We start from the raw sequence: 15,795 nt of genomic DNA, 5'->3' as shown, positions 1-15,795 counted from the left end.
AAAAAAATATATACATTTGTATTTATATAAGCACTTATATAATAATACATGGATGCACTTAAAGGATTAGGAGAAATTGGGTTAGGCTCTAGATTAAAAAGAACTAGCGAATACATGATGCGTGAAACACAATTGGTGTACAATGAGTTTAATATTGATTTTGACCCTTACCTATTCCCTACTTTTAAAATTATAAAAAACAAAAATGGTGTTACCAATACTGAAATTACCAACAGTTTAAATACATCGCAGCCTGCTACAACGCAAGCTATTAATAAACTTTACAAAAAGGGACTCATTAGCTTCAAAGAAAACAAATTGGACAAGCGAAAAAAAGTTGTTTTTGTTTCTAACAAAGGAAAGGAACTCATAGAGAATGTGACTCCTATTTGGAACAGTATTGAACACATCATTAAAAAGTACACAAACATTAAGTCTGAATCACTAACCGAACTTATAAATGAACTAGAGACTAAGTTCAATGAAAAATCTTTCAGCGAAGCTATTATAGAACACATAAAAATGAATACGACACAAAACGCAGTAACAATTACCACATTTAAAGAAGAGTATAGTACTTCTTTTTATGAATTGAATATAGAATGGTTACAAACATTTTTCTATGTAGAACCTTATGATGAGGAAGTTTTAAGCAATCCTCACAAGTATATTATTGACAAAGGGGGACACATTTTCTTTGCTAAATTAAATAATGAAGTTGTGGGTACTGTTGCTTTAATGCCGATGAACGAACCTAATGTTTATGAATTAACAAAAATGGCTGTTTCACCAAAACACAGAGGTTACAAAATAGGACAACAGCTCATGCAGCATTGTATTGATTTTGCAAAAGACAAGCAGTTTGATAAATTGGTTTTATACTCAAATACAAAACTTGAAAACGCTATTTACATTTATAGAAAATTTGGTTTTTTAGAAATTCCTGTGGAAGAAGGTTGTCCTTACGAACGTTGTAACATTAAAATGGAACTGAAAACAAAGTCTTGATAATTTACGATATGGATACAACTCTAACAATTAACATCCTACAGGAAGCTGAAAAGTTAAAAGAATATTTTTCTCCTAAAATAATTTCTGAGGTTAACAATGAATATGTTAAACTCGCCAAAATTAAAGGAGAAGACATCCCATGGCATAATCACAAAAATGAAGACGAGCTTTTTTATATTATTAGCGGAAACCTTTTAATGGAACTAGAGAACCAACCAAGTTTTAGGATGAAAAAAGGCGATTTATTTGTGGTTCCCAAAGGTGTAAATCACAGAGTTAGCTCTTCGGAAGATTGTTTAATTATGCTTATTGAAACTAAATCTACCAAACATACTGGTGATCTAATAACTCCTATTACGAAATCTATTGATACTCAAAAATATTAAAGCTATTATTAAAAATGAAAAAGCTCTCTTAAAAAAGAGAGCTACTACTTCAAAATAAAATTTACAACTGCTAATTATAAATTTATACTGTTAAATTGGCAAGTAAAATTCCCGCTATGTAAACAAACAATTGAAACAAACCAAACATAACGGGAAGTTTACAAACAACTAAGATTTTTTTATACAGCTACTGCACTTTCTTCTTCTAGTCTTTTGTCTTTTGCTCCTCCTTCAAACTGATTAGACGTATTCTTTTCTCCTCCGGCTTTTAACGCTTTATCTCCTGCGAAAAATGTTTTGTGATCGTCTCCTAAATCTGAACCTGCCATACGCTGATGTTTTACGCACGATACTCCTTTTCTAATTTCTTGTCGTTGTACTCCTCTTACATACGCTAACATTCCATCTTCACCAAAATAACCTTCTGTTAAATCGTTCATATGTAGTGCTGTTGTATGATATGTTGGTAAGGTGATTAAATGATGAAAAATACCTGCTTCCCTTGCTCCATCTATTTGGAATGTACGAATTTTCTCATCCGCTAATTGACAAAGCTGTGAACCATCGTAAGCCACATCCATTAAATTATTTCTGTCATACATTGAAACATCATATCCTTGTATTGCCATTTCATCATATGCTTGATTACGGAAGTTTAACGTCCAGTTAAACGATGGTGAATTGTTGTATACCAATTTCGCATTTGGTACTACAGCTCTTACTCTATTTACCATATTTGCTATTTGCCCTACATGAGGCGTAGGCGTTTCAATCCATAACAAATCGGCTCCATTTTGTAAGCTTGTAATACAATCTAGTACTACCCTATCAATATTTGTTCCTTCTCTAAACTTATACAAACCGTTTGCTAAACGTACAGGACGTACTAATTTTCCATCACGTTTTAGTAGTACATCATCTTCTCTTGCTTCATCAATTGTAATTTCTTCCGCTTCTATAAATGCTAAGTATTGAGAGGCTAAATCTCCCGGTTCTTGACTTACGGGTAATTTTTGAGTTAATCCCGCTCCTTCCGAATCGGTTCTTGCTACAATAACCCCATCCTCTACTCCTAACTCTAAAAAGGCGTATCGAATTGCATTAAGCTTTGCTATAAAATCTTCATGTGGCACGGTTACTTTACCATCTTGATGTCCGCATTGTTTAGCATCTGAAACTTGATTCTCTATCTGAATAGCACATGCGCCAGCCTGAATCATTTTTTTAGCTAACAAATACGTAGCTTCTTCATTTCCAAAGCCTGCATCAATATCCGCAATAATTGGAACTATATGTGTTTCGAAATTATCAATTTCACTCTGTACATCTTCTCCGTTTTCTAACCTTCTAAATAAATCGTTTAATTCAATAGCATCTGCTTGACGCAGAAAATCATAAATTTCTTCAATCAAAGACGGTACGGCTGTTTTTTCATGCATTGATTGGTCTGGTAACGGTCCAAACTCTGAACGCAATGCAGCTACCATCCATCCTGAAAGGTATAAATATCGTTTACTCGTTGTTTTGTGATGTTTTTTTACTGCAATCATTTTCTGCTGTGCCACGAATCCGTGCCAGCACCCCAATGATTGTGTATAATTAGATGAATCTGCATCGTAAGCTGCCATATCTTCTCGCATGATTGTAGCGGTATATCTGGCGATATCTAAACCAGTTTTAAAACGGTTTTGCGCTACCATTCTAGCAGCATTTTCTGGAGAAACTGAGTTCCAAGTTGTCCCGTACTTTTTCTTTAATTCTTTTACAGTTTGTAAAGCAGAACTATAATTAGCGTGTGCTAAATTTTTCATAATTTTGTAATTGATAAGGTTATTAATTTTTATTGATAGCTTGCCCTCTTAAATGTTGCCGCATTTTTGGGGGCTTTTTCTCGATAATCGAGATTTAAATATTTTAAGTTTAGTCTTTAATTTAAAATGCTTTTCTCTACAAATACCTTCTAAGCTTACACCTAAATAGCTTACTCTATAAATATTTATATGCTGGTAAGGTTAAAAACTCAACAAATTCTTTGTTTAAAATTAACTCGTCAAATAATTGAACGGCTAATTCAAATTTTCCGTTGTTATACCTGTCTTCACCTACATAACTTTTTATTTTTTTGAGTTCTTCTTTTTTAAATTGCTCATACATGCCTTCCGTAAATGTTCTACCATCTTCAAGCATTACGCTTTTATGCAACCATTGCCATACCTGTGTTCGAGAAATTTCAGCAGTTGCTGCATCTTCCATCAAGTTATACAAGGCAGCGGCTCCTTGTCCCATTAACCAAGATTCTATATACAGAATTCCAACGTTGATATTTTCTCGTATTCCTTGTTCGGTAATAGTCCCTTCTGGTAATTCAACTAAATCTTTTTCGGTAATTGTTAAACCTTTCAACTTTTTATCTGTCTGATTCGCATTAGGCATTGTTGCATTAAAAACCTCCATTGCAATTGCTACCAAACCAGGATGTGCCACCCAAGTTCCATCATGACCATTCCTAACTTCTTGCTCCTTATCATTCTTCACCTTTGCAAAAGCTTCTTTATTTAACGCTTCGTTATTCTTTACTGGAATTTGCGCAGCCATTCCTCCCATAGCATGTACCCCTCGTTTGTGACACGATTGAATAACTCGTAACGAATACGCTTTCATAAATGGGCTACTCATGGTTACTTGTGAACGGTTTGGCACAATAAAACCAGTATGATTTCTGAACTTTTTAATGTATGAGAAAATATAATCCCAACGACCACAGTTTAAGCCAGCCATATGATCCTTTAACTCATAAATAATTTCATCTAACTGAAAACTTGCCGTGATGGTTTCAATTAACACCGTTGCTTTGATTGTTTTTTGTGGCACTCCCATATACTCTTGTGCAAATACAAAAACATCATTCCACCAACGAGCTTCTTTGTAATGTTCTAGTTTAGGTAAATAAAAATAAGTTGCACTTCCCTGCTTTTGCAAGGTTTTGATATTATGGAAGAAATACAAACCAAAATCAACCAAAGAACCCGACATTTCTACGCCATCAATCAACAAATGTTTTTCATTTAAATGCAACCCTCTTGGTCTTACTAACAAGGTAGCCACTTTGTCTTTCAACTCATAACTTTTATCTTTTGCTGCATTGTAAAATGAAATTGTTTTATTTACTGCATCTCGTAGGTTTACTTGCCCATCTAAAATATTTTGAATGGTGGGTGAATTACTGTCTTCAAAATCTGCCATAAATGTTTTTGCTCCTGAATTCAATGCATTGATAATCATTTTGCGTTCTACTGGTCCAGTAATTTCTACTCTCCTATCCAACAAATCTTTAGGCAGTGGATCACATACCCAATCGCTCTCTCTTATCTCTTTGGTTTCTAAAGGAAATGTTGGATTGTTTCCTGCATCAAAATAAGCTTGTTCGATTTCTCTTTCTGCTAATAATTGTAGTCTTTGGCTGTTAAACTTTTCTTGAAGCTGTATTAAAAATGTTTTGGCTTCATTGGTCAAAACACTTTTATACTTGGCTTGATCAAAACCTACACATTGAATTTCTTTTGCTAAAACATCTTGATTCATACTATTTTATTTTTTATGTATTGATTGACAGTTCAATATTAAAAAAAAGAACTCAAACAAAAAAGCGAACGTTCGCTAAAAATATAAAATTTACAAATTTTTATTAATTCGCTAATTTTTATACCTTTGAATTACGAATCTTTTAATAAAAACATCTTGGAAGAAGAATATATCAGATTAGTTTTCGGATTAAAGCTTAAGCAAATACGCACAGATAAAAACCTATCTCTCTTTGGGTTAGCTAAATTAACAGGATTATCAAAATCGTATTTAAATGAAATTGAGAAAGGAAAAAAGTACCCAAAAACTGATAAAATTGTTATTCTTTCTGAGAAGCTAGAAGTGCCTTACGACCATTTAGTTTCTTTGAAGTTAGATAAAAACTTAGCACCAATTGGTGAAATTTTACAATCGAAAATTTTAAAAGAAATTCCTCTTGATCTATTTGGTATTCAAGAAAATAACCTGATTGATATTATTGCGAACGCCCCAGCCAAAGTAAATGCGTTTATCAGTACCATTATTAAGATTTCGCAAAACTACAATTTAACAAGAGAAAGCTTTTTTCTTGCTGCCTTACGTTCGTACCAAGAAGCACACAACAACTATTTTGAAGATATTGAAACGAAGGTTACCGATTTTATTAAGGCCTATCAAATAAATCCAAACAAACCTATTACTTCAAATGACTTAGAAGAAATTTTAATCGAAGAATACGGTTATACGATTGATAGCGAAGAGCTATCTAGGCATCAAAAGCTATCTGAACTCAGAAACATCTATATTCCAAAGAATAAAACACTTCTTATCTATAATGACATAAACGAAGCGCAGAAAACATTTATTTTCGCTAAAGAACTAGCTTATAATTATTTACAAATTGAAGATAGGTTATACACGTTTCCATGGATAAAATTTGAGAGCTTTGATGAAGTATTAAATAATTTTATTGCCTCATACTTTGCTGGTGCTTTAATTATTCCGAAAGATGATTTAATTCAAAAACTAACACAACTTTTTTCTTTAGAAACCTGGCAACCTATACAATTGCACAAAATTATTAGAAGTTATAATTGTTCTGACGAAACGTTTTATCAACGTTTAACGAACATTTTACCAAGACATTTTAACATTAAGAACCTGTTCTTTTTACGCTTTACACATAAAGAAGGTTCTCCTGTACATCGGCTTTCAAAAGAGTTACATATTACACAGCAACAATCTCCACACGCCAATCGTAACAATGAACATTATTGCAGAAGATGGATTGCCATTAAAACAATTCAGGATTTAGAAGTTTCAAAAGATAAAAAATCGGCTTACGGAATTCAAATTTCGTCGTACGAAAATTCTCAAAAAGAATATTTAGTACTTTCTGCGGCTACTGCCGATCCTTTTAAAGAAAAAATTAATCGTAGTGTTAGCATAGGTATGTTACTTTCTCCACACTTAAAAAGAAAACTTCATTTTTTTGATGAAGATACTTTCACTAAAAAAACAGTAGGTGTTACTTGCGAAACATGCGCAGTACAAAATTGTAACGAACGCGTAGCAGAACCTTATATTTTACTAAAACAATCTAGAAATAAAGAAATAGAAAACACTGTTGAAAACATCATTCAATCGTATACCTAAACACCTTGTTTTGTACGTTGTTTTTCTTATTTTAGCACACGCAAACAAATAACTTACCATGGATCTTAACTTCAACAAAAACGAAGACCACAATAAACTTTTAGCATCTGATTTACGTCAACGCTTAGCCAAAGTAAAATTAGGCGGCGGACAAAAACGTATTGATAAGCATCATGAGAAAGGAAAATTAACTGCTCGTGAACGTATTGATTATTTATTAGACGACAAATCTAAGTCCATCGAAATTGCTGCCTTTGCCGGTGAAGGCATGTATCAAGAACACGGTGGATGTCCTTCTGGAGGTGTGGTTGTGAAAATGGGCTATGTTAGCGGTAAACAGTGCATTGTTGTTGCTAACGATGCTACCGTAAAAGCAGGAGCTTGGTTCCCTATAACAGGAAAGAAAAATTTAAGAGCACAAGAAATAGCTATTGAAAACAAACTTCCTATTATCTATTTGGTAGATTCTGCTGGAGTGTACTTACCAATGCAAGATGAAATTTTTCCTGATAAAGAACACTTCGGAAGAATTTTTAGAAACAATGCGGTAATGAGTAGCATGGGAATCACACAAATTGCTGCGGTTATGGGAAGTTGTGTTGCTGGTGGTGCCTACTTGCCTATTATGAGTGATGAAGCACTTATTGTAGACAAAACAGGAAGTATTTTCTTAGCTGGTAGTTATTTAGTTAAGGCTGCTATTGGAGAAAGTATCGATAACGAAACGTTGGGTGGAGCTACCACACATTGTGAAGTATCTGGGGTTACCGATTACAAAGCAAAAGATGATAAAGACGCTTTAGACACCATAAAAAACTTGCTAGACAAGATTGGAGATTACGACAAAGCTGGTTTTAACCGTAAAGAAGCGTTCCCTCCAAAAGAAAATGAAGATGATATTTTCGGAATTTTACCAAAAGCTCGTAATGAACAATACGATATGATGGAAATCATCAAGCGTTTGGTAGATCATTCTGAATTTGAAGAATATAAGGCAGGTTACGGTCAAACCATTATTACTGGATACGCTCGTATTGATGGGTGGGCTGTTGGTATTGTTGCCAATCAACGTAAAATTGTAAAATCGAAAGGAGCCAAAACAAAACCTAGCGAAATGCAGTTTGGAGGGGTGATTTATAACGATTCTGCTGATAAAGCTACTCGATTTATTGCCAACTGTAACCAAAAGAAAATTCCGTTAGTGTTCTTACAAGATGTTACTGGATTTATGGTAGGAAGTAAATCTGAACATAGTGGAATCATTAAAGACGGAGCCAAAATGGTAAATGCTGTTAGTAACTCTGTAGTTCCTAAATTTACGGTGGTTATAGGTAACTCTTACGGAGCAGGAAATTACGCTATGTGTGGGAAAGCCTACGACCCTCGTTTAATTGTCGCTTGGCCTAGTGCTGAATTAGCTGTGATGAGTGGAGCCTCTGCTGCCAAAGTATTATTACAAATTGAAACAGCTGCCTTAAAGAAAAAGGGAGAAGAAATTACTCCTGAAAAAGAAGCTGAATTATTTGACAAAATAAAATCGAGATACGATAATCAAATATCTCCTTATTATGCTGCTGCAAGAATTTGGACTGATGCTGTGATTAACCCACTAGATACCAGAACTTGGATTTCTATGGGAATAGAAGCAGCTGACCACGCTCCTATTGAAAAGCCTTTCAACCTAGGAGTGTTACAAGTTTAAAACATAGAAAGCAGCATGAAGAGAAAAGTATTTTGGGGTATTATTGCCCTTGTAATTGGTTTTGTAATCTATCAGGTTTATATTTTCACCTTATCTGAAAATGACAATATCAAATCTATTTACTTAGTTCCTGACAATGCTGTTTTTATAGTTGATACAGAAAGACCTATTGACACTTGGGATGAAATAAGCTCAAGTGAAATTTGGACGCATCTTCAATCCAATCAACAAATCAATAAACTATCTGAAGGTCTCCATAGTTTAGATGAAACTTTTAAAGCAAAAAAGGAAATTTTCGACTTTATCGGAGAACGTAATCTGGTGATCTCTGTACATGTATTTAGCCCAAAGAAATACGGATTATTATATATTGCTGATTTACAAAAATTTTCTAAACTCATCTTTTTAAAAAGGGCTATTAGTAATTTAGCAGGTGAAGACTATAAAGTAACCAAACGCGTATACAAAAAGCATGAAATTATAGAACTGTATAATAAGCAGACAAGAGAAACCTTACATCTTTCCTTTATTAAAAATCAGGTCGTTGCTTCTTATACTCACCTTTTGGTTGAACAATCAATAGACCAATACTTAAACCCTATTATTGGTCGTGATCTCAACTTTTTAGAAATAAAAAGAAAAACAGATACTGATGGCTTTTTTAATATGTACTTACAACATAAATACCTAAAAGACTATCTCAACTGTTTTACCAGTTCAAGTAATTTAGATTTCTTAAATAAAGAAGCATTCTTCTACTCTGGTTTAGATATATCAATTATAGAAGGAGTTATCGTTCAAGCTACAGGTTTTACAAATGTTGATAGCAACTCGCAAACCTACTTAAAAGTATTACAAAAATCTGGAGTTGGCAAGCGTAGTGTTGCTAAAGTAGCACCCAAAAATACCTCTTTATACCTTAGTTTTGCTTTTGATGACTTTAAAACCTTCAATAGCAATCTAGAAAAACTCCAACAAGAAAATCCAGCTGAATTTAAAATGTATACTGATCAGCTCGCTATGATTGAGGATAAATTAGATATAAGTGTATCTGAAAATATTTATAGTTGGATTGGTAGTGAAATAGCTTTAATTCACTTTAATACTGAACTTTCGAAAAACAAAAAAGATATCGCTGCTATTATTAAGGTTGATGACATTGATAATACAAAAGAAAACCTCCAGCTTATTCTTTCTAAGATTAAAGAAAACACCCCTTTAAAATACAAACAAATCGATTATAGAGGGTATCCTATTAACTTTTTTGATTTAAAAGGATTCTTTAAAATGTTAGCAGGAAACATGTTTTCTAAAATGGAGAAGCCTTACTTTACCATTATTGATGATTTTGTAGTTTTTAGTACTAGTCCAAATACCATTAAAGAAATTATTAACAACCACTTAATAGGATACACCCTAGAAAGCTCTGAAAAATTCGATGATTTTAATTATCATTTTGAGAAAAAATCTAGTGTATTTGCTTATGTAAACACTCCAAATTCCTACAAAGACCTTTTAAGTTTAGTTGACAATAAAACTCGACGTGAACTTCAAAAAAACAAACCATATATAACTTGCTTTTCACAAATTGGAATGCAGCTAATTGCTTCTGACGACTTATTTGAAAGCAATATTTCTCTTGTTTTTGAAGATCCTAAAAATATTGATGTAAATTCTCAAAAAGACAAAGAATTAAGAGAAAAGTTACTGCTAGAGTTAGCTCCTTATAAAGACTCAACAAATACTCAAAATTCTACATCATTTTTCAAAACACCTCCAATACACCCTTCAGATTTAAGCGCTAAATCGTACAAGGAGTATTATAAAAACGGAAAACTAAAGTTTGAGGTGGACTTAGATGATGGTTTAAAAGATGGCTCTTATAAATCTTACTATGAAAACGGAAATATAAAAGTCAAAGGACATTATAAAAATGATAAGCAAAGTGGAACTTGGAAAGCTTATGATGAACAAACAGGTGATGTAATTTTCAAAAAACATTTTTAATTGCAATATTTTATAGCATTAGTTACATTTGCCAAGCAAAATTAAAACAGAATACACATGGGAAGAGCATTCGAATTTAGGAAAGCAAGAAAGATGAAACGTTGGTCAGCTATGGCTAAAACCTTTACTCGTATTGGTAAAGATATCGTTATGGCAGTTAAAGAAGGTGGTCCCAACCCTGAGACCAACTCTCGTTTGCGTGTAGTAATTCAAAATGCGAAGGCTGCCAACATGCCAAAAGACAATGTTGAGCGCGCCATTAAAAAGGCATCTGATAAAAATACTGAAAACTATAAAGAAGTATTATTTGAAGGATATGCACCTCATGGAATTGCTGTTTTAGTAGAAACCGCTACTAACAACAACAACCGTACAGTAGCCAATGTACGTGCTGCTTTTAACAAGTGTAATGGAAATTTAGGGACCTCTGGTTCAGTTGCTTTTATGTTTGACCATGTGGTTAACTTTAAAGTAAAAGAAGATTCATTAGGAATGGATTTAGAAGAGTTTGAAATGGAAATGATTGACTTTGAAGTAGAAGAAGTTTTTGCCGACGAAGAAGATAGTTCGGTAATGCTGTATGCTCCGTTTGAACAATTTGGTGCTATTCAAAAATATTTAGAAGAAAATAATATTGAAATTCTTTCTTCTGAATTTGAACGTATACCTACGACCACTACTGCCATTTCTGACGAACAAAAAGAAGAAGTAAACAAACTTTTAGAAAGATTGGAAGAAGACGATGACGTAAACAACGTTTATCATTCAATGGAAGAGTAAGTTTAAATAAACTGTAATTTTCAAATTATACTAAATAACAAAGGGGTGGGATTTAAATCCCACCCCTTTGTTATTTACGCAATTTTTAAATACTACCTTTTGTATTTGTTTATACTTTTCTATTTTGAATAAATGTATTTCTTTTTTTATTTCTTTAAAACATAAGGATACTCTAAATTATAAAATGTTGCAAAATGATTACCCTTCGGAGTAGTTCTTTTCACCCCATCTTCAAAAGAAACAAAACCATACCTCTCTAACTCATCTATTTCTTCATTATAAAAAGTTCTATCTTCATCAACTAAATAAGCTCTAAGTAACTTTAAAGTCTTTATATTTTTTGAGTCTTCTTCTTTAAACCTAAAATATCTCCTTAAATAGTCCTCGAAATTTCTGAATTCTGCTATTTTTTTTTCCAATACTACTACCTTTTCATTTTGAGTTTTTAATGAATTTTGAGTTTTAATATCATTTTTATCTCTTTCAATCAAGAAAATTTCTTTCTCCTTTCTTAAATCTGTTAAATCCACTTTAAGAGAATCGTTTTCTTCTCTAAGAATCTTTATCTCCCCTGTTAATCTGTCTAAATCAACATGTTTTGTTTTCGATTCATTTATTCTACCTTCAATCTTAGCATGATCCTCTTTTAAAAGTAATTCTTCTCTTATAATATCTAATTGTACTTTTTTACGAGAAACTTTAATTTTAGAAACTAAATACTCTACTCCAAAATTTACTAATTGAAAGAAGAAAATTCCAACTAACGAAATTAATAATGGTATAATAAAAGTATCAACAAATTTAAAATCTTCTGTTACACAAATTAATCTCTCTTCAATCGAACTATTCGAAACTAATAAAACTGCAATTTTTTGCCAATGCCAACAAATAAAACTAATTATATAAGCCCCTGTAAATGGGCTTTTAATCCTCTCTCTTATAGTACTACTTAGTGACTGTAATGTATTTTCCATAAAATCCTTTTCTAATTCAGAATCTAAATAAAATATTTTTTTGTGAATTTACAAGACAAATAGCTCTTAAATAAGAAAACTTTAAATTAAAAACTCTTTCTCAATATTTTTATATATTTATCTCAACCAAACCTCTCATAATCATGATATTCTACGGAACCAAAGGTGCGCATTTACACAGCGAAAAAGTTAGCGGTGTAAAATGTAATCACTGCGAACAGCAAAACGCTCACACCATTAGTATTTTTGGTAAATACTTTTACATTTATTGGATCCCTATTTTTCCTATAGGTAAAAAAGGAGTCTCTGAATGTAATCATTGTAAAGCTACGTACGAACGTAAAAATATGAGCGAACAGTTAAAACTAGCTCACGACAACGTAAAACGAAATGCTAAAACACCTTTTACACATTGGATAGGTTCTTTATTAATGGGAGCTATAATTCTCTTTGGAATCTACTCAGCACAACAGCATGACAAAAATGTTGTTACCTATATTAATTCCCCTCAAGTTAATGATATTGTTGAATACAAGTCATCCGACAAAGCCTACTCTACCGTAAAAGTAACAAACGTTACCGCCGATTCTATTTTCTTTGTAGCCAACTCTATGGAAATAAGCAGAAAAAGTAAACTTTATAAGATAGACAAAGAGAAAAACTATAACGCCGAACGATTCGGAATGAGTTTAACTGATTATAAAAAAGCTTTTGACACTAACGATTTTTTAGATGTTGACAGGTAAAAAACAGGGCATTTAACCCTGTTTTTTAATTCTTAATTATACATTTTCACTAATCTAACGAACTCTGCTTTATAACCATCTTTATCCTCTCCTATTTCTCCCTCTGTCAAACTAAGTACATCTTCAATTTTTGAATTATTTTTAAATTTTGATTTACTTAATTGCATTCCAAATAAAGCTACTGCTGAAATAAAATTCATATCATTCGTTGGTGCCAATACTTCATTTTTAACCATTTTTACCAACTCTATACTCTTGTTGCCTTTTGGTAATTTGTACCTAAACTTCACGGTTAATAATTCATCATTAAAACTATCTAATTGTTTATTTTGAGTATACTTTAATTTAGGTAGTTTTTTTAGAAATTTACTTTTTACTCCTACAGGAATTACCTCATACAATGCGGTTACTGTATGACCACTACCTAACTCTCCTGCATCTTTTGTATCGTCTACAAAGTCTTCATCATTTAATAATCTATTTTCATATCCTATTAAACGGTACGCTTGTACTTTCTTTGGATTGAATTCTACTTGAATTTTCACATCCTTTGCAATGGTATATAAAGTTCCTCCAAATTCTTTACCAAATACTTTTTGTGCTTCTTGCATCGTGTCGATATACGCATGGTTTCCATTCCCTTTAGCTGCTAAAATTTCTAATTTATCATCTTGATAGTTTCCATAACCAAAACCTAACACTGATAGAAAAACTCCTGATTTTCTTTTCTCTTCTATTAACTCTTCCATTGCTACATTACTTGAAGCTCCTACATTAAAATCACCGTCTGTAGCTAAAATAACACGGTTATTTCCATCTTGTATATAATTTTCTTTTGCTAGTTTATACGCTAACTCAATTCCTTCCCCTCCTGCTGTTGAACCTCCTGCTTCTAATTGATTCAAGGCTTCAAGTATCGTTTCTTTTTCACTTCCTGGTGTAGGTTTTAAAACTACCCCTGCTGCTCCTGCGTACACAACAATTGCTACTTTATCTTTTTCTCTCAGCTGATTTACTAATAACTTAAAAGCTGACTTTAACAATGGTAGCTTGTTTTGATCTGACATAGACCCCGAAACATCTATTAAAAAAGTCAAATTAGAAGCCGGTAAATTCTCTTGTTCATATTCTTTTCCTTTTAACCCAATTCTTACCAACTGAGTATCTTTATTCCATGGAGTCGTAACAATCTCTGTAGTAATTGAAAAAGGATGTTTTCCTGTAGGTTGTGGGTAGTTATAATCAAAGTAATTAATCATTTCTTCAATCTTAACTGCTTCTTTTGGTACTTTTTGACCGCTATTAATCATTCTTCTTACATTACTGTAAGAAGCTTTATCAACATCAATAGAAAATGTAGACAAGGGAGAGTTAACAGGGCTTTTAAAAATATTTTCATTTCTTGCTGCATACGAATCTCTATTTTCAATTTGATTATGTCCTCTAATTCTAACAGCTTTTGAGACCGATAATTTTCTCCTTTTTGAAATACCGTAGGCTGCTACTACAACTTCTTCTAAAACATTATCAGCCTTCATAACTACATTAATCACAGAAATTTCTCCTACATTCTTTTGTACTGTTTTCATCCCTACAAAAGAAAATACCAAAACATCACCTTGTGTGGCTGGTATAGAGTATTTACCATCAAAATCAGTTTCAGTTCCATTGGTTGTTCCTTTTACCACAATAGTCACTCCTGGTAACGGACCTGATTCATCTGAAACTACACCTGTAATTGTTCTTTGTTGCGCTGCAAGTGCTATTGAACTCAACAATAGCATTACATAAAATAGTTTTTTAAACATAGCTTTTCGTTTTAAAGTTTACATAAAACTAGCTAACGTTATATTTTTATAAAACCTTAAATGAGTAAACAAGCTTATTAGAAAAGTAAACGATACTTTTTAGTGAGGTAAAATTTTAGCGAGTGTTTTTTTACGTTGGATTTTTTGTGTCTCCGTTTCTATGAATTTATCTACAAAATAAATTGCTTTCGGAATTTCATACTTGGTAAGCCCCAATAGATTTCTTACTTCGTTCGAAATGGCGTCATTTTTCTCTCCTTCTACTATCAAAACTAACTTCTCTCCTAGCCTCTTATCTGGAATACCAATAACAAAAAAGCGGCTGGTTACAATCTTAGAAAGTTTTTCTTCTATTTTCTCTGGATGTAGCTTTACACCTCCAGAGTTAATCACATTGTCATAACGTCCCAACCAGTCAAATTCAGTTTCAGAAACCAACCGAACTACATCGTTTGTTATAATTTTTTCTTGAGCTACTTTTGGTGCCTCAATTACCAAACAATTTCGATTGTCTTGAGAGAGTTGTACGTTAGGAAGTGTCTTGTAGTGAGGTTTTTCACTATCGTTCGAAATGATATTGTTTAACTTTTTAACAGCAATATGTGTAATTGTTTCTGTCATTCCATACGTAGCATAAATTTCAGTTGATTTATTTTGAATAGCTTCCATTATATCTTTTGCTACAACACCTCCTCCTACAATAAGTTTCTTTATTTTATGAATATTAGACAAAGAACTTCTCAACTGCAAAGGTACCATCGCGGAAAAATCATACTCTTTTTGAATTTCAACTTTAGATGTTGGAGCCGTCATATCTATACTCCAACCTAAGCTTAATGCACGCACTAACATCATTTTCCCAGCAATATAATCGGTTGATAAACATAATAAAGCTGTCGTATTTTCTTTTAGATTGAAAAAAGTTCCAGTGGCTTTTGCAGAGTTGAGCATTAACTCTTTTTTTAACGAAATTGGTTTAGGCTTTCCTGTAGAGCCTGAAGTTTGCACTACAACAAAATCATCAGTATTAAACCAATCTGATAAAAATTGATATACGGAATCGTTTATAGTCTTCGAAAAAATTAATAATTCATCTTCCGAAGAAAAAGATATACCATTTAACTGAAAACTATTATGAAAATTTAGATTGTCCACTTTGTTGGG

12 protein-coding genes are annotated in these 15,795 nt (G+C 32.6%); 7 read left to right on the top strand and 5 right to left on the bottom strand.

Features of this window, described 5'->3' with window-relative positions; translation table 11 throughout:
* Nucleotides 1-48 precede the first annotated feature (48 nt).
* Both ACN0WY_RS14490 and ACN0WY_RS14485 read left to right on the top strand, forming a co-directional pair.
* Nucleotides 49-1,008 carry a bifunctional helix-turn-helix transcriptional regulator/GNAT family N-acetyltransferase gene (locus tag ACN0WY_RS14490; RefSeq protein ID WP_417800812.1) on the top strand — a complete coding sequence of 320 codons (960 nt, stop codon included), beginning with the start codon at nucleotides 49-51 and terminating at the stop codon, nucleotides 1,006-1,008.
* Between the two features lie 11 nt (nucleotides 1,009-1,019).
* Nucleotides 1,020-1,397, top strand: a complete 378-nt coding sequence (locus ACN0WY_RS14485; protein ID WP_330487075.1) for a cupin domain-containing protein — start codon at nucleotides 1,020-1,022, stop codon at nucleotides 1,395-1,397.
* Nucleotides 1,398-1,576: 179 nt separating this feature from the next.
* Here the strand turns inward: ACN0WY_RS14485 and ACN0WY_RS14480 are convergent, their stop codons facing one another.
* On the bottom strand, nucleotides 1,577-3,208 hold the full coding sequence (locus ACN0WY_RS14480) for an isocitrate lyase (RefSeq protein WP_417800811.1): 1,632 nt from the start codon (nucleotides 3,206-3,208) through the stop codon (nucleotides 1,577-1,579).
* Between the two features lie 175 nt (nucleotides 3,209-3,383).
* Nucleotides 3,384-4,979, bottom strand: coding sequence for a malate synthase A (gene aceB, locus ACN0WY_RS14475; protein ID WP_417800810.1), 1,596 nt, complete (start codon nucleotides 4,977-4,979; stop codon nucleotides 3,384-3,386).
* Nucleotides 4,980-5,135: 156 nt separating this feature from the next.
* On the opposite strand from aceB, the gene ACN0WY_RS14470 reads away from it, so the two are divergent.
* Genes ACN0WY_RS14470 through ACN0WY_RS14455 form a run of 4 tightly spaced genes read left to right on the top strand, consistent with a single transcriptional unit; the run spans nucleotide 5,136 to nucleotide 11,103 of the window.
* The gene (locus ACN0WY_RS14470; protein WP_417800814.1) at nucleotides 5,136-6,614 is read left to right on the top strand and encodes a helix-turn-helix domain-containing protein; all 1,479 of its coding nucleotides are present in this window, start codon (nucleotides 5,136-5,138) and stop codon (nucleotides 6,612-6,614) included.
* A 58-nt stretch (nucleotides 6,615-6,672) separates the two neighbouring features.
* Nucleotides 6,673-8,316 (top strand): acyl-CoA carboxylase subunit beta, encoded by a 1,644-nt coding sequence (locus ACN0WY_RS14465; protein ID WP_417800809.1) that lies wholly within the window; start codon nucleotides 6,673-6,675, stop codon nucleotides 8,314-8,316.
* Between the two features lie 15 nt (nucleotides 8,317-8,331).
* Nucleotides 8,332-10,323: a DUF3352 domain-containing protein gene (locus ACN0WY_RS14460; protein WP_330487079.1), complete on the top strand. Its 1,992-nt coding sequence runs from the start codon at nucleotides 8,332-8,334 to the stop codon at nucleotides 10,321-10,323.
* Between the two features lie 57 nt (nucleotides 10,324-10,380).
* Nucleotides 10,381-11,103, top strand: coding sequence for a YebC/PmpR family DNA-binding transcriptional regulator (locus tag ACN0WY_RS14455; RefSeq protein WP_330487080.1), 723 nt, complete (start codon nucleotides 10,381-10,383; stop codon nucleotides 11,101-11,103).
* Nucleotides 11,104-11,249: 146 nt separating this feature from the next.
* Here the strand turns inward: ACN0WY_RS14455 and ACN0WY_RS14450 are convergent, their stop codons facing one another.
* Nucleotides 11,250-12,077 carry a hypothetical protein gene (locus ACN0WY_RS14450; protein WP_417800808.1) on the bottom strand — a complete coding sequence of 276 codons (828 nt, stop codon included), beginning with the start codon at nucleotides 12,075-12,077 and terminating at the stop codon, nucleotides 11,250-11,252.
* A gap of 143 nt (nucleotides 12,078-12,220) precedes the next feature.
* Here ACN0WY_RS14450 and ACN0WY_RS14445 point away from each other — a divergent pair, with 143 nt between their 5' ends.
* Entirely contained in the window at nucleotides 12,221-12,823 is a 603-nt protein-coding gene (locus ACN0WY_RS14445; protein WP_330487081.1) for a hypothetical protein, read from the top strand.
* A gap of 32 nt (nucleotides 12,824-12,855) precedes the next feature.
* On the opposite strand, the gene ACN0WY_RS14440 is transcribed toward ACN0WY_RS14445, so the two are convergent.
* Nucleotides 12,856-14,631 carry a YfbK domain-containing protein gene (locus ACN0WY_RS14440; RefSeq protein WP_417800807.1) on the bottom strand — a complete coding sequence of 592 codons (1,776 nt, stop codon included), beginning with the start codon at nucleotides 14,629-14,631 and terminating at the stop codon, nucleotides 12,856-12,858.
* A 99-nt stretch (nucleotides 14,632-14,730) separates the two neighbouring features.
* Nucleotides 14,731-15,786: an AMP-binding protein gene (locus ACN0WY_RS14435; RefSeq protein WP_417800806.1), complete on the bottom strand. Its 1,056-nt coding sequence runs from the start codon at nucleotides 15,784-15,786 to the stop codon at nucleotides 14,731-14,733.
* Between the last annotated feature and the right edge of the window lie 9 nt (nucleotides 15,787-15,795).

The sequence above is a fragment of the Tenacibaculum sp. genome, from assembly GCF_048269885.1.
Taxonomy (GTDB): domain Bacteria; phylum Bacteroidota; class Bacteroidia; order Flavobacteriales; family Flavobacteriaceae; genus Polaribacter.
This window is presented reverse-complemented; position numbering and strand designations above follow the sequence as displayed.